Below are 21,999 nucleotides of genomic sequence, written 5' to 3' on the forward strand. Positions count from 1 at the left end.
CCTACTCCTCCCCCTCATCGACACGATATATCTTGCACAGCAGCGTCTTGTAGTTAGCGCCAAAACCCGATTTGCCGCACTTGTATTCGATGAGGTTGCCGATGTCGAGATCGAACATGCCGTATAGGCCGTCCTCGAGTTCGCCGGGCGCCTCGGGAAGCCACCATGCATGGTCGGTGCTGCACACGCGCTCATCCATAACCGGCGTTTCAACGACGCGGCGCTTGCAGCGGCCGCGCTGGTTCTCAACCCAAACCCAATCCCCGTCTTTCACGCCGTACTTGGCGGCAGTCTTTGGATTGACCTGGATTATCGCATCGGGATGCAAAGCTCTCAGGTGCGGGATCTGCCGATGCTCCGAGTGGAACATGCTCCAAATGCGGGCACCCGTGGTAAGCACGAGCGGATACTCGTCGAGCAGCTCGGGAGTGGCGCCAGGGCCCGGCGACGGCTCCTCGAAATACGGCAGCGGATCGAGATCGGCATGGTTGTAGTAGTGCGACCACAGTTCGATGCGGCCGGTCGGCGTCTGGAAACCGGGTTGCCCGTCTTCACGCAGCGTGCCCTTCTCATGCATGTTGTATTCGAACGGGGGGAACCCAGGTGCGACTTCCTGCATCTCCTCGAAGTTGTATCCTGTTTCCGCAAGGATGCTCGTGTACATGTCTTCAACCGTATCCCACGGCCACACGTCGGGAGAGATACGTTTGCCGATCTCGAGATCGATTTCCATGTCGGATTTACATTCGCCGAGAGGCTCGATAACCTGATTGATCGTTTCGCCGCGCTGCATGCCGTCGCCGATGCGCAGGCCGTTACGTTCGGGGAACGTGGTAGCGGGCAGAAAGATATCGGCGAGTGCCATTGCCGTCGGCGTCATGAACAGGTCGACGCAGACAATGAAATCGTAGTTGTTGTGGGCTGCGAGCGTGCGCTCCGGATCAGGGCTCGTGCATGCAAGGATATTGGTGGTCTGCAGCCACGCAGCCCGAAGCTTGTAGGGCTTGCCCGTCTCGAGCGTCTTGATGAGCTCGTCGGTCGCGCACTCCTGGAACCCAAGGTTCAACAACGGATACTCGGGCAGCCCAATGCGCTTGTTGTATTGCTCTTCGGTCAGGAATTCCGATCCCCAGCCAGCGGCGTAGTAGAGAATGCTCGGCGGATTGACCATAGCGCCCGGTTTGTCGATGTTGCCGGTGATCTCGAAGACGGCGAGCAGTGCCTGCGCGGTCGGAATCGTTTCCTTAGTTTGGTCGATGGCGACGCCCCACTGAAGGATCGCATTGTTCGCCTCGGCGATGAAGCGGGCGACCGCCGCAATATCTTCTTCGGGAATCCAAGTGATCTCGGACGTTTTGCCGAGCGGAAACTCCGCTGCCCGCTCGGCAAGCTCATCGAATCCGTAGCACCATAAATCGACGAACTCGTGATCGTAGAGGTCTTCTTTGATGATGTAGTTGATCATGCCCAAAGCAAGTGCGGCATCCGTGCCGGGCCTGATCTGCAAGAAGTGCTCCGATTTTGCTCCGAGCCAGGTCAGCCGCGGATCGATGGTAACGAGCTTCGATCCGCGCTTCATACAATCGACGATCCAATGGCCGTACAGGCCGTCCGAGTTCGATACGAGGGGATTGTTGCCCCACACGACGATGCATTCGGGAAGTACCCAATTGGGATTATCGTAGCGATCAGGGAACTGCTGCGAGTAATCTCCCAGCCAAAACGCACCGGTATTCGCGAAGCATCCCGCAACGCGCGGCGAGTAACACGACTGCCCGCTCATTGCGAAAACGAAATTCGGACTCCCAAAGCCCCAGCTCAACCGTGTAATATATTGACCGATATCGCGGCCCGTGCCCGAGTAGAATGCGATGCACTCAGGGCCGTACTTCTCTTTCAGATCGAGAAACGTCGTCGCAATGGTGTCGAGCGCCTCCTCCCAAGAGATACGCTCCCATCGATCTTTGCCACGATCCTCTTTGGCGCGCTTCATGGGATATAGAATGCGATCCTCGTGATAGACCACTTCGGGCAACGCCAGACAGCGGCAGCAGAGCCTTCCTTCGTTGAAGGGGTTTTCCGGATCGCCCTCCACCTTGACGAGACGGCCCTCGTCATCGGTGTACATGAGCAAGCCGCACCCCAAATGGCATCCGGGGCCCGACCATGCGCTCCCGCGCGTCACATGCAGACCGTCTTCATCGTACCTGAACGGTTTCTCATGCTCGACGAGGGCATATTCCCTTTTGTCTTCCATTTCTCCTCCTTTTGATCTCACGTTTTGCTGAACTCATGCCTTGCACTGGTTGTGGATTCTGCCGTACGTATCGGCTCTCGGTAATCGGCCGATCATCGTATTTCGTACTCTGCATTAAGGTTGAACGCCTACGAAACAACCGGTATGACCAACGGTATGATGCGGCTCAAACAGGTGCGATCAGGCTGTTTCCGCCTGTTCTTCGCGTTTGCGAAAACGTGCCCTAAAAACGAATGCGGCAACGAGCGCAACGCAGGATAGGCCGCCCATGACCATCGCAGCAGCCGAGTAGTTTGCATTGTCGAGCACCGATCCGACGAGTGTGGGCACGGCAAGCGTTCCCAGATTCTGACCGAGCACCACAAGCGCCACGGCAGCACCAACCGTCGTAGACGAGCGAGCGACGAACGGCGGTATGGCGAAAAAGAGCGTCGGCGCAGCTCCCAGCACGCATCCTGCCAGAAACGCCACAAAGAACATGACCGGCATCGAAGCGTCGAGATTGAACCAGGCGAACTGCACGATAATGCAAAGAACGATGTTGACGATGAGCACCATACCCTTATCGCGAACGCGAGCAAAGATAATACCGACGATGATGGAGCCGACCAGCATACCAAACGATGCGATCATCGAAGCCATGTTCGCATCTTCGTACGTGTGGTCCAAATCGATGTTCAGATAGGTGATGGTGAAACTGTTGAACGCATCGGTTGCGCCACCCACGAGGAAGAACATGAACGCCGTCAACATGGCGAGCGGCGCCATATAGCCCCAGAGCACACCGTGCTTCTTACCTTCGCGCTCCGCCTCGATCTCATCGAGATCACGCCGTTGCGACATGTCGGGCATACGGACGCATATGACGACGAGCGCGGCTGCCAGCACGGTTGATATCAGCGAGAACACCCACATGCCCGTCCAATCGGTGGTCGAGAGAATGGGGTTGGCAACGCCAAGCGAAATCAGCATGCCGATGCCCACGTTCGCTCCCCAAACGCCTGATACGATTCCTCGTTTTGCCGGTTCGTACCACGCAGCGATGATCACGGGACCCGCCGTCATGGTTACCCCGTAGCCGGCTCCCTCCAATACGCGCGATGCAAGCAATCCTGCATCATTGGTCATGAACATGCCGATCACCGTTCCGACAACGGATACGACAAGCGCCACGCTCACCACCTTTCGCGCCCCGAAACGATCGATCAGAACTCCCCCGAACAGCGCCATGACAAGCGCCGACGCAGAGAATGCCGTCATCAGAAGCCCCTGCATGGTGTACGAGAGGCCCAATGACTCGATCATCGATGGCTGTGATGGCGGAACCTTCCCATATTGAGTTGCAATCAAAATGCTGGCGATGATGATCGCCCATACGGGAATCCAAGCTTTGCGACGCATAGTGCTCCCCCTTTCCGCAACAATACATGCAGCGCAAGTATTGAGCACGCGGCACACGCGGCACATCGAACCGCCGTCGCCATTTTGGCGCCAAAACGCGGTATTACATAGGGTATGAGAAACGGTTTTCGCAGATCGATCTCATTGTCACAGCTCGATCTCCACCATGTCGATAAGCTCTTGCTGGGAGTGGATATCGAGCTTTTTGTATATGTGGTAGATGTGGGTCTTGACGGTATGAACCGATATATAGAGCTCGTCTGAAATGTGTTTGTAATTACGGCCGCGCGCCAGCATGATGAATATGCGCTCTTCCTGCTTGGTAAGCTTATGGCTTTGCGCCACGCTCACGCAACGCTCCTTCCACGTATCGCGGAACTCCGTCGTCTTGGCAACGCCGCCGCCTTCGGTCTCCCCGATGCTGTCCATCACCAGATTGAGGATGAGCAGTATGACGAGAACGATCGAAACGATGCCGAACCCCGTTTCATAGCCGCCCTCCCCTAAAAGCGAAAACAAGAGGTACCCGATACCCCATCCCACAAAAATACCTGCGAAGTTGATGGTCGACGCCGCACTGAGGTAACCGAAAAGCTTCAAACCGCGATCGCGCACCTCATCGGCCAAATCTCCCCATCCGATGGCGTCGAAGCACGTGAATCCGAACACCGCAACCGAGAGAAACACGACCTTCATCACGGGTGAGAGATAGGGGAACGGAAGCAGGGCAACCGCGATGAGCGGCAACAGCAAGCGGCGTATGCGCTCCGCTTCGAAATTCGCCTTGAACACGAACGAGCAGACGGCGGCGAACACGGAGGACACAAGGATGGACACGGCGATGACGATAATCAGATCGTGCACCGATGCCAGATAAAGCACCACATGCGACACGATCCCGAAGGATATGGTGTAGATAAGGGTCAGCGGTGCGAAATGCCTGAGCTCGGCGATGCGCGATCCGAGCGATTCCTTCCTGCGCTCGACCGCCGCACGCGTACCTTTGTCGACCGGCTGCGCACCGGCCATATATCGGTCGGCCACAAGCGTGCAGATGCACGAAACGACCGGCAGCACCATAACCAGGAGAACGCCCACAATCGCAGACAGCAGCAGCGAGAGCACGTAGAACATCGCCGCCAGAAGAAAACTCAGCGCGATGCAACGCGACAGCTTCGCGCGTTTAAGCCATACGAAGAAGGCTCCCGTCTTAAGAAAGATCAGCGACGATACGAACGTGGATACAATCCATGGAACCAGCGCTTGGGCAAACGTGACATCGACGCCCAAACGACTCAGGAAAGCGGGAATGCAACCGATCGGCGAAAGCACTGCAAGGAGCACCGTGCCTCCCGTCCCGCGGAAGAACGACTCCATCCGATCGGGGGCAAGCGCCGTTACGAACATGCACAGCGCCGAAGACCCTGCCGCTATAACCAGCAAAGCCAGATAAGCGGTGATTCCATCGGATCCGAACGGGTTGATGACCGTCGAGGAATACGTCGAGAATATCCATCCCCAGTACGCCGCCAGCGAAAGTACGCCCGCTATGAGCGTCGCCCCGCTTCGGCTGAGCAGCATCTGCTGTTGATCGTTGTTTGCGGCAACGGCCATGATTCCCCCTTATGCTGTTGTAAGACATTGTCGCGCTCGAAAACGGGCAACCCCCTGCCAACTTCCGCCAACCGCCGCTCGTCGCAAAGCGCTCAAGGTGCCCCGCCCGCGACAGAGCTCCCGGCACCGAGTACGCCCATTAGAAACAAATCGCGCGATTTTGTCAAATACCGCAAATCACCGAATTCGCCGGGTTCGGCTCTTTTCCAAAAACTTCTTGACGGGTGTGTATACTGTGTCTATAGTGTGCATATAGGGTATATACACTATACCCGACGATAGGCGCGAGGAACGTGCTCGATCCTATCCGGCCGGACGCGGGACGCTGCAACCGGCCACCGAGGCACTCGGGACGCCGGGCGCCTCACGAACCGGTAACCGAGGAGCACTATTGGACATCATCATTTCAAATTCAAGTAGCAAGCCCATCTACGAGCAGATCACCTCTCAGATGAAAGACCTCATCCTGAGCGGGCAGCTCGCCGAGGGCCAGCAACTTCCCTCTATTCGCGCGCTTGCAGGCGATCTGCGCATCAGCGTTATCACCACCAAACGCGCCTACGCCGATCTCGAGGCTCAAGGGTTCATCGAGACGGTGCAGGGCAAAGGCAGCTTCGTCGCCGGCGGCAACCTCGAGCTTCTCCGCGAGGAACGCCTCCGCCGAGTCGAAGACCTCCTTTCCCAGGCGATCGACGAAGCGCACAGCGCCGATATCGATCCGAACGACCTCATCGACATGCTCGCCCTCCTGATAGAAAGCAACGACCATGAATAACCTGCTTGACATACGAAACCTGTCGAAGCACTACGATGGCTTCGATCTACAGAATATCGACCTGCACGTACCCGCCGGAAGCATCGTCGGGTTCGTCGGTTCCAACGGCGCCGGCAAAACGACCACCATCAAGGCCGTCCTCGACCTCATCGCGCCCGATTCCGGCTCGATCGAAGTGTTCGGGCAGCGTATCGATGCGCACATGTCCTCTTCGCAGACCGTCTCCATCAAACAGCGCATGGGCGTCGTCTTCGACACCTGCTCGTTTCCCGAGGAAATGAACGTCAAAAACGTCGGCAAGCTCATGAGCTACTGCTACACCGCCTGGGATAGCACCCTGTTCGAACGGTATCTCGACATGTTCGAGCTGCCTCGAGACAAAACCGTCAAGGACCTCTCCCGCGGCATGGGCATGAAACTCTCGCTTGCTTGCGCGCTTGCGCATAATCCCGAACTACTCATCCTCGACGAAGCGACCGCGGGCCTCGATCCCCTCGCCCGAGACGAAGCGCTCGACGTGCTGCGCGACTTCATGCGCAACGAACGGCACGGGATCCTCATGTCGAGCCACATCACCTCCGACCTCGAGAAGATCGCCGACTACATCGTCTGCATCGACGGGGGGCGCATCGTCTTCTCCGTTGAGAAAGACGCCATCACCGATACCGCCGGCGTTGCCCACTGCCGCGTCGCCGAGTTCGAGTCCCTTGCGGAAAGCGGGTTCTTCGCGCCCGGCGATATGCGCTACCTGCGTCACACTTACGGTATTTCCGTACTCGTACCCGACCGCTTCGCCTTCGCCGAGAACTTCAAGGACATCGCACTCGACAAGGCGAGCATCGACACCTACATGGGATTGATGCTGAAAGGAGAGACCCGATGAAGGCAATGATTCTCTCGGATCTTCTGACCGTTAAGAAGTACATGAAGCAACAGGCGCTCCTGTATACGGTTATCGTGATTGCCCTGTCGATCTTCATGGGAAACATCTACATGATCGTACCGTTTCTCGGTGTCATGATGCCGTTCTCCCTTGCGTTCACGTTGCTCGCCTACGACGAGCGCAACAACTGGGAGCAGTTCCGCCTCGTCTTGCCGCTCTCTCGCAGAAACGTCATCGCAGGCAGGTATGCGAGTTTGGCGATCGTGCTGCTTTTCAGCATTGTACTGGGGCTTGCAGCGTGCCTGATCGTTGTCGCGGCATCGAGCTTCATGCCTAACATCCCGGAGCTGTTCGGCCTATCGGCGAGCTTAAGCGCCCAGGAGATAATACTGAGCGCCATCGCGCCCGTCGGCATGATCTGCGTCATGTTATCCATCACGCTGCCCCTCATCGCCCGCTTTGGAATGACGAAAGCCGTTCGCTACGTGCCGGTGTTCTTCCTCGTCGTCATATTGCTCGGAGTCGGTTCGGGAGAGGTGTTCAAACTTGACTTCGGTTCGTTCATGCCGTTTCTCAACACCGTCGGATCGATGATGGAAACCGTTGCCGGGACGTTTGCGATCGCAGGCATTATCATCGCAATCAGCGCCGTGATCTACCTGGCCTCGTGCATGCTCTCGGTGAAGCTCTACGCGAAGCGCGAGTTCTAAGGGCGGCCGACGCGAGCGGCTCGAAAGCACAGGCACGAATCACCGCTGCATAGCACGCGGTCCGACCCGTCAAACCCAACGGATCGGACCGCTTCCCATCGATTCGGCATATCCTCGATCGTACTGCAAGCACCAGCGCAAATCGATCGCGCTAATGCAGCAGCGAAAAAACCCGAGGCGCTACGGTTTCGGGGCCGCAGGCGGCTTCGGTGCCCCAGGAGCACTTGGCGCCTGATGGATGCCTGGTGCCGCAGGGGCGCAAGCGCCCGGTGCCTTCATCTTAGGCGTCCCGTCGGGGTTGATGTACGGGGAAAAATCACACTTGCAAAAAGGGCATTCCATCAGCACGACTCCCCCCAACAGGGGAATGGTCTTTCCGCATTCGGGGCATTTGTTCGCCTCCGATGCCGAAGCATTTGACGGTCTGAAACACACTGGATGATCCTCTCTCTCGATTCTACACTGCCGGCAGCTTTTACCGAATCCCGCTACGCTTCGCTGGCGTTTCGCTTCTTCACTTTGACGAAAAGCATGATGAAGCCGCCTATGGCAGCCAGAACCGCAAGCGGCATGGCACTGGCTGCGAAGTTACCGGCCGCATCGACGATGTAGCCAACGACCAGCGGGCCGAGCGTCATGCCAAGGTTCTGGCCAAAGGTGACGATAGCGAGAATGATGGCTGCGTACGCCGCCGAAGGAATGGCATCCGGCCCGATCGTATAGAGCGAAACGGGAACGAAGGTGCAGATGAATCCCATAAAGATGAGCAGGAACGCCGCGGACTCGACGGTCGGCATACTGAACGCTACGAAGTAGCAAACGGCAAGAACGAACATCGTGATCGCCGTAACGTACTTGCGATTGGGAATCTTCACCTTGTTCAGGATCACGCCGATAATGAGGGCTGCGGGAAGTCCAACGAGCGAGTTCCAGCTTACCGCGAAGTTTGCGGTAGCCTGATCGGCACCGACAACCTCGACAAGATAGGTCGGCATATAGGTGGAGATGCCGTAGTAGCCGATGTTGAAACCGATGAACACGAGGGGTAGAATCCAGATCGCCGGCGTCCTCAGAAGCTTCCTGTAGTCGACCTTTTCTTTCACGCCCGGCTGCTCGACATCTTCGTCGAAGTCGATCTCCTTGTCTTTGCCGGGTATCAGGAACAGGGCGGCAAGAACCGCCAAAACGCTCAGGATATTGACGAACCACCAGATGCCCTGCCAGCCGAAGCTGTTATCGAGCGGAACGGCGACGTTCATCATCATGAACACCGAAACGGTAAACAGCGCCGTCACGCAGGAATTCGGCACGCCTCGCTTTTCCGAAGGGAAAAACGAGGTTACCACCGCGAAGGAGACGACATTGCACAAACCAAGGGCGACGCCCTCGAGAGCCCTGCTGACCAGCATCAACTCGAAACCGCCAGCGAACGTCCCGATCAGCGAACCGACGAGCTGGAACCCGGCAGCGATGACCGTCGTCCACTTCACGCCGATCTTCATGATTATGCCGCCGGCGGGCAATGCCAAGATCAAGCCGAAGAGGCTCATGATGGACATGAGCCACCCCGATTCCGATAGCGTCAGCCCCAAAGCCTGGTTGAGTTCGAGCATGATGGGCGGAATCTTGTACTGGGCCGCACTGTTGACGAAGTAAATTGCAACGCCACCGAGGAGAGCAAGCCAGGCCACCCTCGGGTTGTACGCGCTTATGCTCTTCTTTGCTGCTTCCACGTGTTCCCCTTTCAAACGTTGAAAACTGATATGTTTGGCTGCACTCAGCCGTTACCCCAAATCATTTCTTGTTGCCCGCATAAGGTCGCCCGCAGAGTCATGCCTCATCGTGAGCCCGTTCCGAAGAACGATGCCTTCCGGTATCTCCGTGACGTCGGTCGCCTCGTCAAAGAGTTTCGGCAGATCGCCGCGATCAGCATTGAGTCTGATAACCTTTTCGGCATCGAACGGAATCAGCTCCTTGCGCTCGGCTAGCCCTTTGAATACCATAGCCGGCCTGAGAACGTCTGTATCGGGCATACCCTCAAGCGAGCGCACATCGCCGTACTTCTCAATGAGCTCGCTCAAAGGACCGAAATCGAAAGCGCGCATCGGACAGGCAAGTGCGCACTGCGGCTGGTCACCCCTGATGAGCTTGTCGACGCACATCGTGCATTTGCTCATCTTCTCGCCCTCGTCGTCGGAGGCGAACTTTGGAGCACCGAACGGGCAGGCCTTCGCGCATTCGCGGCATCCGACGCATTTCTCGTCATCGACAAGAACGGCGCCGAACCGGTCTTCCTTGAAAACCGCATTCTCGGGGCACGCGGGAACGCACGCAGGGTTCTCGCAGTGCCCGCATGAAAACGCAAGGGTATGGATCCTCGTCAGAGGAAAGGCTCCCGACTCCCATTCGTAAACGGTCATCCACTTCTCGGGACCGGGCGCGAGGCCGTTCCAGTCTTTGCACGCCGTCGCGCACGCTTGGCAGCCGTAGCAGCGGCTCTGGTCGAAAAAAAATCCGTATTGGGTCATTGCTACTACCTCCCAGCTCTCTCGACCTCAATAAGCCCTGCCGTGAGAAGCGCCCCGACGATATGGGGAGCGTGCTCATCGCCGATCAGAAAATTGGGCGTGCCCCTCAGGTCGAGTCCGTAGGGCATGTTTTCCGTCTTCTCTTCGATCTTCGGCGTATACCATGCGCCGTGAAAAACGGCGGCCGTTCCCGGCATCATGCGGGACGTGACGTACACGGGCATGCGCACCTCGCCGAATTCGTTGTACGCGCGCGCAACGTCGCCGTCTTTCAGACCCCGCTTCTTTGCATCGACGGGACTCATCCAGATCGCGTGGCGATAGCACTCGTCGCGCAGCTGGGGATTCGCGTCGAGGCAGGCGTGCTGCCGATATGCGGAGACGGGCGTTACCAGTGAGAGCGGATACCGCTCGGCCTTCGGGTTGTAGAAGCTGTCGTTTGCGGGTTTGCCTTCCATGTACGCGGGGTCGTAAACGGGGATCGGCTCGAGACCTCCCCGATACCAGGTCTGCGTCCTCATATCGAGCAGCTCAACCGTCTTCGAAGAGAACTCGATCTTGCCGCTCAGCGTAGCAAACGGGCTTTTCTCCTCTTCCGCTTCCATGTAGTTCTTGTAAGGATAGAAGGGTTTGTCGATCGGGATGCGCACGACGGGCATCTTCAAGAATTCGTTCCAAGGCTTCGGCTCGATACCAAGCGCTTTCAGCTCACCGGCCGGATCGGCCGCCCACGCATCGTAGGCCTCGTGATAGAGTTCATGCACCGCATCGTCCCATTCGTCAAGCGATACGTTCGCCAGGCGGGGATTGTACTTCTCCGCAATACCGAGCCTCTTCGCAATTTCGGTGTGTACCCAATGGATCGGACGCACCTCGCCCGGACGCTCGCAGATCTTATCGGCGTACAGAAAGTAATTGCGCATGCCGTTCGGGCCGTACATGAACCGCTCCGAGCCAAGTTGGTAGTTATCGCGCGATTCGAACATCATGTTGACGCCCGGGAACACGATGTCCATGAACTCTAGGGACGCCTGCCCGTAATGCCACTGGAAACCCCAGTTGAACTCGCACATCTCAAGCGATTTCATGCGCTTGTTGGTTTCGTGGTGACTGATGGGATACTGGTTTTCGACGATCATCATCTTAATGTTCGGAAGCGGGGATGCCGGAGGCGAGCCGATGAGCGCGCGATACGTCTCCTCGTCGATGGTGCCGCTATCGAGGTTCGGGCGCTGGATGATGGCCTCTGCAATCTTTTGGATGTTGTAGCAGACGGGGGGATTGTACTCGGGAGCCGCCTGCTGCCAGTCGACGGAGGGGAACGGCATCCTCGGAGGCGTGATCAGACTGCATCCCGTCTCGCAACCGCCCGGGATAGAGAGGTTTCCCGTCATCGCCTGCAAAAGCATCGCCGCGTTCGCCGCATATTCGCCGAGATGACGTTTCGCCGGCGCATAGTAAAAATGGAGGTGGACCGGCTTGCTCGTTGCATACAGATTCGCAAATCCCCTGATCGTTTCCGCTGGAAGAGCGGTGATAGGCTCTGCCCACTCCGGTGTCTTCGGAATGCCATCGGTTTCTCCCATGACGTATCGGCGCCAGGCCTCGAAGCCGTCCGGTTCAACCCATCGGTCAACGTATTCGCGGTCGTAAATGCCTTCGCTGTACAGAACGTAGGCGACCGCAAGGAGCATGGCGATGTCGGTGCCGGGGCGTATGGGAAGCCATTGGTCGGCAAGCGTCTCTGCGCTGTTGGTGTAGCGCGGATCGATGACGATGATCTGCGCGCCGCGTTCTGCAGCGAGTTTCATGTAGTAGGAGACCGACCCGTACCAACCCACCAAAGGATCGAGGCCCCAAAGCACGATCAGCTTCGAATTGAACAGATCGGGCGCCTCGAAGCCAACGCATACGTCGGTGTTGCCGTGAAACGCCCCCACCATGTCGAATCCGAGGTGCATTTTCTCACCGCACGTCGTTCCCGAACATGAGCTATCGCCCCACGCAGCCATGCCCATGCCAAACCAAGGGGCCAGCTTGAAGCCGCAATCCTCGAACACATCGTCTACGCTGTGGGCTATGCAGTACGGACCGTATTTTTCTTTGAATTCCACTAGCTTTCCGGCAACCGTGTCGAGCGCTTCTTCCCAAGAAATCTCGACAAAATGACCGTTGCCCGGGCCTTTGCCCCCAATGCGCTTAAGCGGATGAAGGATCCTCGTCTCGGCGTTGAGTTCCCCTTTCCAAGCGTGGCCCATGGCGCAAGGTCTCATCTGCACCATGCCCTGCCAAAGAGCTTCCTCGCTCACGTCTTCGCGCGGCAACCCGGCGTTGATGCTGTCATCCGCAGAAAGCGAAACGAGCTCTCCGTCTTTCGTTTCGCATCTGACGATGCAGCTGGCATCCCAACACCCGTTCTGCGCACAGCACGTGTACTTGATTTCTGTGCCGTCGTGCGCCGCAGAAAGATCGCCGATTACGCGTTCTCTCGTCATTATTCCCCCTCACTGAATCAATTCGGCTGCTATGGTGCGGAGCATATCGTCTTGAACAGGGAATTCATTTATAGCAAGATGGAAATAATGATGACCTTGCGCTTTGAATTGCAGGAAGAGACCCTAACCTGCAATGTTGTAGCTTGTTACCCTAAATGACAATATAATGTTCCAAGCGGAACGAACAACCATGCTCGCATGCACTTGTCTTAGGGGGAGCCAATGGAAATGCGCAGCTTATCCCGATACGAATCGATCTGCATCGACGGCTATACCGCAGGTCTTCTCTCTTCTTCAGAAATGGACTTGGTGAGGTTCGACGCGCTTGCATCCCAAAGCCAGCTCATGAGCGAAACCAGGCAGCAGCTGTTGCGTGTCGAGGCGCTTTCGTCCGTGAGCATCGATGGGAGACGTGTGAAATACCTCGACCTCCTTAAGCTGGAGGCTGCCATTCTCAACACCCCGTTCACCGACGACGACTGCACGAGGCTCTACCGCCTCGCGAACAAACTGGGGCTCGAAGACGCCTCGGGTGCCACCGTTTCCTACCGCTACATGCGAACCGTCGATTGGGTCGCGCGCAACATCGCGAAAGACACCGTCATCGATTCGGGCATCTTCGAAACGATCCGCGATCTGTACAACGAAAACGAGATCGAAGCCATCGCAAATCCGGAATCCCTCGATCCTCGCGAGCGAAGAGCGATCCGCAGGAAAGCGGAATCCGCCGAAAGCAGGCGACAAACGCCTGCGAAGGATGCGCTCATCGACGACTATATCGACCTTTTGAACGCAAACATATTAACCCCCTCGGCGCAAGCTGAAATCTCTCATGCCCAGCTGCAGCTGATCAAGCCCTACGAGGGAAACCTCGATGCATACGAACGAGTTTTTTCCCATCTGGTCTTCTACCGGCGAGGAGTCCTTACCAGCAGCATCGCTCCACTCGCCATCGGCCCGGCGCGAAACGTCACACGCCACGTTCAATCGCTCGTTTCGAACATGGAAGGTCTCGTCAACAGTAAGACTTCCGAAACGAGTATGCAAACGGATTTCCGACACAGTTCCTATTGCGCTGAAATGGCCGTGAAGACCGCCCACCTTTGCCAAAGCATCCTTGCCGCCTATTGGCAGAGATGGCAGAAAAGCCTCAGCAAGACGCGGAGCGATTCAGCAACGCTCACGCTCGCCAAGCTATTCCTCGGATGGCCCTGCCTTACCATTGCAATTGCGTCAGAAAAAATCGGACGGGGGTTTTCAGCGACCAACAACGCCATGAAAGAGCTCACGGAAGCAGGAATAGTCCGCGAGATATCCCGCTTGTCGAAACACCGCCTGTTCTGCGCCGTCGACCTCGCCGAAACGCTTGAAAAGCTCATGGAGAAAGCAATCTCCTCCGAATTGCTCAACCGCGACAAGATACTCGACGCCATCCTGCAGCCCGAATACGGCGGGGATGCAGACGGGCGCTCGTAAAGCACCGAGCCGCTACATCGCACAATCGGGCTTGTTCACCAGATCGGCAAGCGATACGCCATCGACGTACTGCTCGATCGTTTGATCGAGACCTTCCCAAAACGATATGGTGTTGCACTCGCCCCTGCGCGGGCATACCCCGAAATCATCCTCGAGGCATGCAACCGGAGCGCAGCTGCCCTCGGCGGCCCGCAGCACGTCGCCTGCGGTCATCTCGGCAGCGGGCCGCGTGAGCACATATCCGCCCCGTGCGCCGCGCGTGCTCTTCAGCAGGCCGGCGCGCACCAGACTTCCTGCAAGCTGCTCAAGGTACTTGATAGAGATGGATTGACGCTCGGCGACCTCGCGCAGCGGCACGCGAGCGCCGTCGCCCTGTTCGGCGACGTCGATCATCAAGCGCAAGGCATAGCGTCCTTTGGTCGAAATCATCATTGCGGTACCCCATCGTCTGATCCGGATTAGAAATACTTCTTGACGCCCGAAAACCGATGAACTCAATCATACGGTCGGTTCGGCGAGCATGGTAAAGCAGCCTTCATTGTACCCGCCGCAAACCGCCGCAGGGGCACAAAGCACACATGTGGCTTCGAATTCTCGTCGCGTGGGCTTATTTCCTACTATATTACTATGTTTTTTCGACCATTCGGCAACATATCTTGACTTTTCCACTATTGCGAGTATCTTATTCCTAGTATATTACTGGGAATTATGGTGACGTAAGACGAACGACGAGGAGCACACCATGTACGCACGGAACATCGACAACCTGATCGGCAACACCCCCCTACTCGATATATCGGGCATTGCGGGCGAGCAGGAGCCCGCACGAATACTCGGCAAATTCGAAGCCGCCAACCCCGGCGGAAGCATTAAGGACCGCATCGCCAAAGCGATGCTCGACGACGCCGAGGCCGAGGGCCTTATCGCCCCCGGCGGACGCATCATCGAACCCACAAGCGGCAATACCGGCATCGGCCTTGCCATGCTCGCCGCAGCCAGGGGCTTCGGCCTCACACTCGTCATGCCTGAAACCATGAGCATCGAGCGCAGGAAGCTCTTGGCGGCATACGGCGCCGAACTCGTGCTGACCGAAGGCGCGAAGGGCATGCCCGGCGCCATCGCGAAAGCGGAAGAACTGCTCGGCGAAGACCCTGCAGCATTCATGCCGCGGCAGTTCGAGAACCCCGCCAATCCGCGCGTCCACTTCGAAACGACCGGACCCGAAATCTGGCGCGACACCGACGGCAACGTCGACGTGCTCGTCGCGGGCGTCGGCACCGGCGGCACGATCTCGGGCGCGGGCGCGTTCCTGAAGAACAAGAATCCCGATCTCTTCATCGCGGCCGTCGAACCCGACGAGTCGCCCGTGCTCTCGGGCGGGCAATCGGGACCGCACAAGATCCAGGGCATCGGCGCGGGCTTCATACCCGACACGCTCGACACCGCGATATACGACGAGGTCGTCCGCATTCCCACCGCCGAGGCGTTCGCCGTCCAAGCCGAGCTCTCCCGCAACATCGGGGTGCTTGCGGGCATCTCGTCGGGCGCCGCTACGGCAGCCGCCCGCGCGCTTGCCCGAAGGCCCGAGTTCGCAGGCAAGACCATCGTCGTCGTACTGCCCGATACCGGAGAGCGCTACCTATCCATGATCGAGCCGGAATAGCACCAAGGAGCATTCACCATGAAGCAGATATATCTCGACAACGCGGCCACCACGCAGATGCGCCCCGAAGTCCTCGAAGCGATGATGCCGCACCTCACCGAAGCATACGGCAATGCGAGCTCGATCTATCCTCTCGGGGAAGAGGCGGCCGCAACGCTCGCCGAAGCGCGCCGCACCGTTGCGCAGGCCATCAACGCCGATGATCGCGAGGTGTACTTCACTTCGGGCGGCAGCGAATCGGACAACTGGGCGCTCATCGCGACGGCTGAGGCATACGAGTCCAAAGGCCGCCACATCGTCACGAGCGCGATCGAGCACCACGCGATCCTCCATACGGCCGAATACCTCGAGAAACGCGGCTTCGAGATCACGTATGTGCCGGTCGACGAGTTCGGCATCGTCTCCCCCGCCGCGCTCGAAGCGGCCATGAGGCCCGACACGATCCTCGTCTCGATCATGTTCGCCAACAACGAGATCGGCACCGTCGAGCCCATCGCCGAGCTTGCAAAGATTGCCCACAACCACGGCGCGCTCTTCCATACCGATGCGGTTCAGGCGTTCGGGCATCTGCCTATCGACGTCAAGGAAATGGGCATCGACCTGCTGTCGGCTTCGGCCCACAAGATCTACGGGCCGAAGGGCACGGGGCTCCTCTACATGAGAAAAGGCGTTCGAAGCAAGGCGTTCATCCACGGCGGCCAGCAGGAGCGCGGGCTTCGCGCGGGCACCGAGAACGTCGCGGGCATCGTCGGATTCGCCAAGGCGACCGAGCTCGCGTTAGCCGAGCAGGCAGAAGAGGCCGCCCGGCTGGGCGAGCTGCGCGATTACGCCATCGAGCGGATCGAACGCGAAATTCCGCACAGCCGCCTGAACGGCCACAGGCGCGAGCGCCTGCCCAACAACGTGAACTTCTCGTTCGAGTTCATCGAGGGCGAGGGCATGCTTCTGCAGCTCGCGTTCAAGGGCGTCAGCGCTTCGAGCGGATCGGCCTGCACCTCGGGATCGCTCGACCCGAGCCACGTGCTGCTGGCCATCGGGTTGCCCCACGAGATCGCGCACGGGTCGCTGCGCCTCACGCTCGGACGCGACACCACCCGCGAGGACGTCGACTATACGATCGACGCGCTCAAGGGCACGATCGAGAACCTCCGCGCCATGAGCCCGCTGTACGAGGACTTCCTCAAAGACCAGAAAAAGGCAAGTTAGAAACCGAGCCGTCGCGCGAACGGCAACAGACCTGCAAGCAAAGAAACCGGAAGGAGCCGATCATGGCTTTTGCCTATAGCGAAAAAGTAATGGACCACTTCACCAACCCGAGAAACGTTGGCGAGATAGAGAACTGCAGCGGATGCGGAACCGTCGGCAACGCCCAGTGCGGCGACATCATGCGCGTATACCTCGATATCGACGACAACCGCCGCATCCGCGACGTGAAGTTCAAGACCTTCGGGTGCGGCGCCGCCATCGCCACCTCTTCGATGGCCACCGAGCTCGTCAAGGGCAAGACGATCCAAGAAGCGCTCGAGGTCACGAACAAGGCGGTCATGGAAGCGCTCGACGGCCTGCCGCCCGTAAAGGTACACTGCTCGCTGCTCGCCGAAGAGGCGATTCATGCCGCGCTCTGGGATTACGCCGAACGCGAGGGAATCGTGATCGAGGGGCTCGAAAAGCCCAAGACCGACATTCACGAGCACGAAACCGAGCCGGAGTACGCCCTCGCATAGCGGCTTCGGGGCCGTACCGAAACAGGTTCGAAGGCGGAGGGCTTCGGCTCTTCGCCTTTGAGCATTCGGCTTCGAGTTTATGCGCTCAGGACGCCTGGCTCCAGACCGATCGCGCCGCGAGCGAGAAGAGCGCGGCTGCCGCCCAGAGCCATTGCAGCAGCGCGTCCAAGACTGGCGGCTAGCCCGTCAGCATCGACAGCGATTACGCCTTTCCGAGCAAGCGACAACGCGCCTCGACCAAGTCGATCGCCTCCTGGTTCGAATGGATGTCGAGTTTACGGTAGATGTGCTGGATGTGCTTCTTGGTCGTGTTCTGCGAGATAAACAGCGTTTCCGATATATAGGGTCCGGTCCGTCCCCGCGCCATGAGAGAGAGCACCTCCGCTTCGCGCGGCGACAGCTCGAACTCCTGCTGCACCTGGGCGATGGCCGCATCGAAGAACCCATCGAACGACGAGGGTTCCGATTGCGCGGCAGCCGATCCCTTCTCCCCCTCAACCCTCGCTATGCCCTCACCCGCACGCTCGCGGAATATCCATGCGAACGAAAGGCCGATGCATAGAAGTGAGAGGATCGAGCAACCGATCAGCAGGCCAGTAACGCTTTCGGCATACTGGGCGAGATACACGCCGACGAAGCCGCCTGCCGCATACCCCGCATACAGCGCAGCGAAACCGACCCCGTATACCGAAACGGGCAAGACGTTCTGCCGATGGGATAGTTCGGCCAAACCCACGATAAGCGCGACGAACCCGAAACGGTTGCCCATGACGACGAGCACGCTCCATACCGCATCGGCATGGAGAAACGGCGTGAGCACCATGGCGAACACGAACATGAGCGTAGCGATGGCAATCGCTCCGGGAATGAACAGGTTGGCAAAGCGATCCCCATGGGGCAGAAACACCGCAAGGCAGAACAGCACTGCAAGGGCGCAGAGCGACCCGGCGGGAACAATCGCCGCATTGATGAACGTGTAGGAATGGGTGTACAGCACGCTTCGGAGCATGAAGTACATGACGCCGAACGCCGCCACCGCCACCGCGAGAACCCACGTCCAAGCGAACGTCGGGGATTTGCCTTTCAGCTCCCGAGCGCTCTCGCGATACGGAGCGAAATGCAGCAAGACAGCGGCGAGCACTGGCAGCAGCGCCGTGGTAACCAGTAAAGCCGCAGACCCCATGGTCTGAACGCACACGTACTGTACGACCGCCGATACGGCATCGGCCACGAGCACGATGGAAAACGTCCGCCAACCTCCTATGGCGCCGAACCGCTCCGCCCACACGAGAATGAACCACGCGATGCTCAAGCCGAACGTCGCGATAAGGCAAGGGTTCGGCGTTTCTCCCGCTAGGCGCTGCAGGCACAAGACGATGCTCGACACCGATCCGATAATCGGCACCGCGATGCAGAGCGGCTTGAGGTAGAGCGTCCGCACGATGCCTTTGTGAGCGAGAAACGCCGCCAACGCGCACAGCAGGGCGACCGTAAGAAAGGCCGGCGACCACAGGATGGGTATCTCCCCAGCACCCTGGTACGCCGTCAGATACCGGTCCCGCTCCATCGAATCCCATGCGACGTACATCATGTACCCGAGAACGACGATCATGCCGCCCCGCTTGAGGTCGTCCGCCGTCGACTTCACCGTTTGAAGAACGCGGCCCATCCTGCCTCCTGTCGCACCCCGGCCCGACGATTCGAGCCGATTATAGCATTACCTTTTCATGTCGTTCGGCTCGATCGCCAATTACCCGATCAGGGTGATAATAATTAAGTTTTTCCTGTTCAACCAAATGTTTCAGCAAATACCCCCATACAGGCCATTCTCCCCGCCCCCTTACCGCCCTACGATAGCAGCCGCCAAGCGGGACGGATCGGACACGGGGTCCGATCGATATTTTGAGGGAACACGAGGGGTTGTACGGCAAGCGCGCATAGACCGCTTGGGCGCTCGCCGTCAGTCAAGGAGACCATCATGGAAAACGTAATGAAAACCGAGCAGGGCCAAACCGCCGCGGGCCTGACGCGCCGCGGGTTTCTCGGAGCGCTCGGCGTAGCCGCCGCAGCTGCAGCGGGGGCATCGCTTGCGGGCTGCGCTCCGCAGGGAGCAACCGCAAACGCCGCCGTCGGCGTACCCGAGTCGTGGGACTACGAATGCGACGTGGCCGTCGTCGGGTCGGGAACCGTGCTCACCGGTGCGGGCAAGGCTGCCGCCGAGGGCGATCGCGTGATCATCATCGAGGCCGCCGACAAAACCGGCGGCACGACGGCCACATCGAACGGCCAGACGTGGATGCCGCTCAACTCGACGGCGATGGCCGACGGGCTCGACAACCGCGACGACGCGCTCGCCTACGTCACGGCGACGGCTGCGGGCAAATCAACGTCCGAAATCCTCGATGCATTTTTAACCTATGGGCCTGAAGCCATCGACTTCCTCGCCGAAACCGCCGATTTGTCCTGGGAGATCAGCCCCCGCATCGACTATCACTACGACGTGTTCCCCGGTGCGAAGGATCAGGTGCGCACCATAGCTCCCGTCGGCAAGCAGTCGACCGAAGCCGGCCAGATGACCGGGGCCTTCGGCACCACCTCGTCGGGCGCGTTCGTCACCGACCCGCTCGCCAACGGCATCGTCGAGAAGTACGGCGGAGAGATACTCACCAACACGACCGCCAAACGCCTGATCACCCGCACGACCGATGATGGCACCGCCGAGGTCATCGGCCTGCAAGCCGAGACCAAGAACGGCAAGACGATCAGCATCAAAGCGTCGAAGGCGGTCATCTTAGGTGCCGGCGGCTTCGGCTGGAACGACGACATGAAACGCCAGTACATGGAGATCCCCGCAAACCGCACGATGGAAGTTGCCACGTGCAAGGGCGAGGGCATCCTCATGGGGCAGGCGGTCGGTGCCGACCTCGACCTCATGTCCTATGCATGGGGCCAGGTCGTCTGCGTCGATCCTGCCGACATGCCCTATCACGAGTGGTGCGACGCCCCCACCGAATACAACGATTTCGGACTCGGCACGTTCTACGGCCTGATGTGCAAGGCTGGATCGTGCGTACTCAACAAGTTCGGGCGCCGCTTCATGGACGAAGCCGTCGACTACGACTCGCTCTGGCATGGCTTCTGGGGCCGCGATCTGGGCCTCTCGGGTGACGAAGAGGGTGCAACCTACGGAACGAGCTGGACGAACATCCCCGCGTTCTACATCTGCGACTCCACCGTCGCCGATGCTGAAAACTCGACCATGCGCGACGCAAACGGCGACGTATGCTCCTGGGTGGCCTACCAGGCCGACACCCTCGAGGCACTGCTCGACCAGATTCCCTTCCGCGATGCCTACGCTCGCGAAACCGCCCTCAAAACCATCCAGTCGTACAACGAGTACGCTGCGCAAGGCGTCGATCCCGAATTCCATCGCGGCGAGACGAAATGGGACCAGGGCGGCACCTCGCGACCCGAATCGTGCCTCGCCCCCATCGAGGCGGGCCCGTTCTACTGCGTCATCTGCGAGCCGTACCCAATGTGCACGAAGGGCGGTTTGAAGGTAAACGAGAAGGCCGAGGTCATCAGCGTCACGGGCGAGGTCATCCCGCGCCTGTACGCCTCGGGCAACAACGCCGGCATCGGCGGGCCCGGCCTGTTCTACAACGGCGCGGGCGGCACGCTCGGCCCCGGATTCGCCTTCTCCTACATCGCCGGAATGAACGCCACGGCGCTCTCACCCTGGGAATAACGATCACCCGACCGTACCCGCTTTTCTTCAGCGAAGCCCGACCGGCGCGTTCCCTCAAACGCCAGTCGGGCTTCGCCCGTTTCAGACCCGTGCGTTCCAGCGCGTATGGAACGCTACATGCTTCGCTGTATCTTTGCGATCCACAACAGGTAGCCGAGAAACGCAACCACTTCAAGGCCGATCATGATCAACACGCCGGCGACGCTCAGCTGATCGGAGACGAACAAGGCGAGCGCCCCGATAGGCACGAGCACCGAAAGCAGCGTGAACGCCTTCTCGGCGGCTTGGGACCGTATGGCGATGTTGCGCTCGTCGGCTTCGCTCACCAGCTCGCTTGACGTCGGTTTATGGAGCCACGATGCGATGCCGCAGATCAAAAGTGCAACCGTGCAGCCGCCGAAGCCCCACACCGCCTTGCCCGCCGTAGGGAACATATCGGCAGCGCCGCCGATGTTGAGACCGAGCGCCACCGTGACGAGCAGGCACAAAAACCCAATTGACAGCGTTACGACCGATGTCGTCCGACTTTTCGTTGCAGTGGCCATCGGGATCCTCCTAGAATGTGCGGTTCCACTCGAACACCGCCTCGCACCTCTCTCGACAGATACGGGCTCGAATGCACCTTATGGCTAAAATGGAAAGCTAGCTTTCCATATAGTATAGACAGCTCTTCTCGCAATGTAAAGCAAGCTTTCCATTTTTCTCCGCAATGCCGTATGTTTTCC

General features: G+C 58.8%; 17 protein-coding genes. 8 read left to right on the forward strand and 9 right to left on the reverse strand.

The genetic code is table 11. The annotated features are described in order from the left end of the window. Position 1: 1 nt before the first annotated feature. From C1722_RS12690 to C1722_RS12700, 3 genes are all read right to left on the reverse strand, one after another. Positions 2 to 2,257, reverse strand: coding sequence for a molybdopterin-dependent oxidoreductase (locus C1722_RS12690; protein ID WP_102379746.1), 2,256 nt, complete (start codon positions 2,255 to 2,257; stop codon positions 2 to 4). Positions 2,258 to 2,437: 180 nt separating this feature from the next. Continuing rightward, the gene (locus C1722_RS12695) at positions 2,438 to 3,724 is read right to left on the reverse strand and encodes an MFS transporter (RefSeq protein WP_102379747.1); all 1,287 of its coding nucleotides are present in this window, start codon (positions 3,722 to 3,724) and stop codon (positions 2,438 to 2,440) included. An 81-nt stretch (positions 3,725 to 3,805) separates the two neighbouring features. After that, on the reverse strand, positions 3,806 to 5,272 hold the full coding sequence (locus C1722_RS12700; RefSeq protein ID WP_102379748.1) for a helix-turn-helix transcriptional regulator: 1,467 nt from the start codon (positions 5,270 to 5,272) through the stop codon (positions 3,806 to 3,808). A 391-nt stretch (positions 5,273 to 5,663) separates the two neighbouring features. Here C1722_RS12700 and C1722_RS12705 point away from each other — a divergent pair, with 391 nt between their 5' ends. The 3 genes from C1722_RS12705 to C1722_RS12715 are packed head-to-tail and all read left to right on the forward strand — an operon-like array spanning position 5,664 to position 7,640. Beyond that, positions 5,664 to 6,047, forward strand: a complete 384-nt coding sequence (locus C1722_RS12705; RefSeq protein ID WP_102379749.1) for a GntR family transcriptional regulator — start codon at positions 5,664 to 5,666, stop codon at positions 6,045 to 6,047. Next, positions 6,040 to 6,930 carry an ABC transporter ATP-binding protein gene (locus C1722_RS12710; protein ID WP_102379750.1) on the forward strand — a complete coding sequence of 297 codons (891 nt, stop codon included), beginning with the start codon at positions 6,040 to 6,042 and terminating at the stop codon, positions 6,928 to 6,930. Before C1722_RS12705 ends, C1722_RS12710 begins: the two co-directional genes overlap by 8 nt. After that, positions 6,927 to 7,640 carry an ABC-2 transporter permease gene (locus C1722_RS12715; protein WP_102379751.1) on the forward strand — a complete coding sequence of 238 codons (714 nt, stop codon included), beginning with the start codon at positions 6,927 to 6,929 and terminating at the stop codon, positions 7,638 to 7,640. Before C1722_RS12710 ends, C1722_RS12715 begins: the two co-directional genes overlap by 4 nt. A 488-nt stretch (positions 7,641 to 8,128) precedes the next feature. On the opposite strand, the gene C1722_RS12725 is transcribed toward C1722_RS12715, so the two are convergent. The 3 genes from C1722_RS12725 to C1722_RS12735 are packed head-to-tail and all read right to left on the reverse strand — an operon-like array spanning position 8,129 to position 12,663. Further along, a complete protein-coding gene (locus tag C1722_RS12725; protein WP_102379753.1) occupies positions 8,129 to 9,373 on the reverse strand; it encodes an MFS transporter in 1,245 nt (414 codons plus the stop codon). A 51-nt stretch (positions 9,374 to 9,424) separates the two neighbouring features. Further along, the gene (locus C1722_RS12730; protein ID WP_102379754.1) at positions 9,425 to 10,168 is read right to left on the reverse strand and encodes a 4Fe-4S dicluster domain-containing protein; all 744 of its coding nucleotides are present in this window, start codon (positions 10,166 to 10,168) and stop codon (positions 9,425 to 9,427) included. Between the two features lie 5 nt (positions 10,169 to 10,173). Continuing rightward, positions 10,174 to 12,663: a molybdopterin-containing oxidoreductase family protein gene (locus C1722_RS12735; RefSeq protein ID WP_102379755.1), complete on the reverse strand. Its 2,490-nt coding sequence runs from the start codon at positions 12,661 to 12,663 to the stop codon at positions 10,174 to 10,176. Between the two features lie 222 nt (positions 12,664 to 12,885). Between C1722_RS12735 and C1722_RS12740 the strand changes: the two genes are divergently transcribed. After that, a complete protein-coding gene (locus C1722_RS12740; RefSeq protein ID WP_146040685.1) occupies positions 12,886 to 14,139 on the forward strand; it encodes a hypothetical protein in 1,254 nt (417 codons plus the stop codon). 12 nt (positions 14,140 to 14,151) lie between these two features. On the opposite strand, the gene C1722_RS12745 is transcribed toward C1722_RS12740, so the two are convergent. Beyond that, positions 14,152 to 14,571, reverse strand: a complete 420-nt coding sequence (locus C1722_RS12745) for an RrF2 family transcriptional regulator (protein WP_102379757.1) — start codon at positions 14,569 to 14,571, stop codon at positions 14,152 to 14,154. Between the two features lie 310 nt (positions 14,572 to 14,881). Here C1722_RS12745 and cysK point away from each other — a divergent pair, with 310 nt between their 5' ends. From cysK to nifU, 3 genes are all read left to right on the forward strand, one after another. Beyond that, positions 14,882 to 15,802: a cysteine synthase A gene (gene cysK, locus C1722_RS12750; protein WP_102379758.1), complete on the forward strand. Its 921-nt coding sequence runs from the start codon at positions 14,882 to 14,884 to the stop codon at positions 15,800 to 15,802. An 18-nt stretch (positions 15,803 to 15,820) separates the two neighbouring features. Continuing rightward, positions 15,821 to 17,008, forward strand: a complete 1,188-nt coding sequence (gene nifS / locus C1722_RS12755; RefSeq protein WP_102379759.1) for a cysteine desulfurase NifS — start codon at positions 15,821 to 15,823, stop codon at positions 17,006 to 17,008. A 62-nt stretch (positions 17,009 to 17,070) separates the two neighbouring features. Continuing rightward, entirely contained in the window at positions 17,071 to 17,526 is a 456-nt protein-coding gene (gene nifU / locus C1722_RS12760; protein WP_102379760.1) for a Fe-S cluster assembly scaffold protein NifU, read from the forward strand. A 202-nt stretch (positions 17,527 to 17,728) separates the two neighbouring features. Here the strand turns inward: nifU and C1722_RS12765 are convergent, their stop codons facing one another. After that, positions 17,729 to 19,195, reverse strand: a complete 1,467-nt coding sequence (locus tag C1722_RS12765; RefSeq protein WP_102379761.1) for a helix-turn-helix transcriptional regulator — start codon at positions 19,193 to 19,195, stop codon at positions 17,729 to 17,731. Positions 19,196 to 19,504: 309 nt separating this feature from the next. On the opposite strand from C1722_RS12765, the gene C1722_RS12770 reads away from it, so the two are divergent. Then, entirely contained in the window at positions 19,505 to 21,274 is a 1,770-nt protein-coding gene (locus C1722_RS12770; RefSeq protein WP_102379762.1) for an FAD-dependent oxidoreductase, read from the forward strand. Positions 21,275 to 21,387: 113 nt separating this feature from the next. Here the strand turns inward: C1722_RS12770 and C1722_RS12775 are convergent, their stop codons facing one another. Beyond that, positions 21,388 to 21,819 (reverse strand): hypothetical protein, encoded by a 432-nt coding sequence (locus C1722_RS12775; protein WP_102379763.1) that lies wholly within the window; start codon positions 21,817 to 21,819, stop codon positions 21,388 to 21,390. Positions 21,820 to 21,999: the final 180 nt, after the last annotated feature.

The sequence above is a fragment of the Raoultibacter timonensis genome, assembly GCF_900240215.1.
Taxonomy (GTDB): domain Bacteria; phylum Actinomycetota; class Coriobacteriia; order Coriobacteriales; family Eggerthellaceae; genus Raoultibacter; species Raoultibacter timonensis.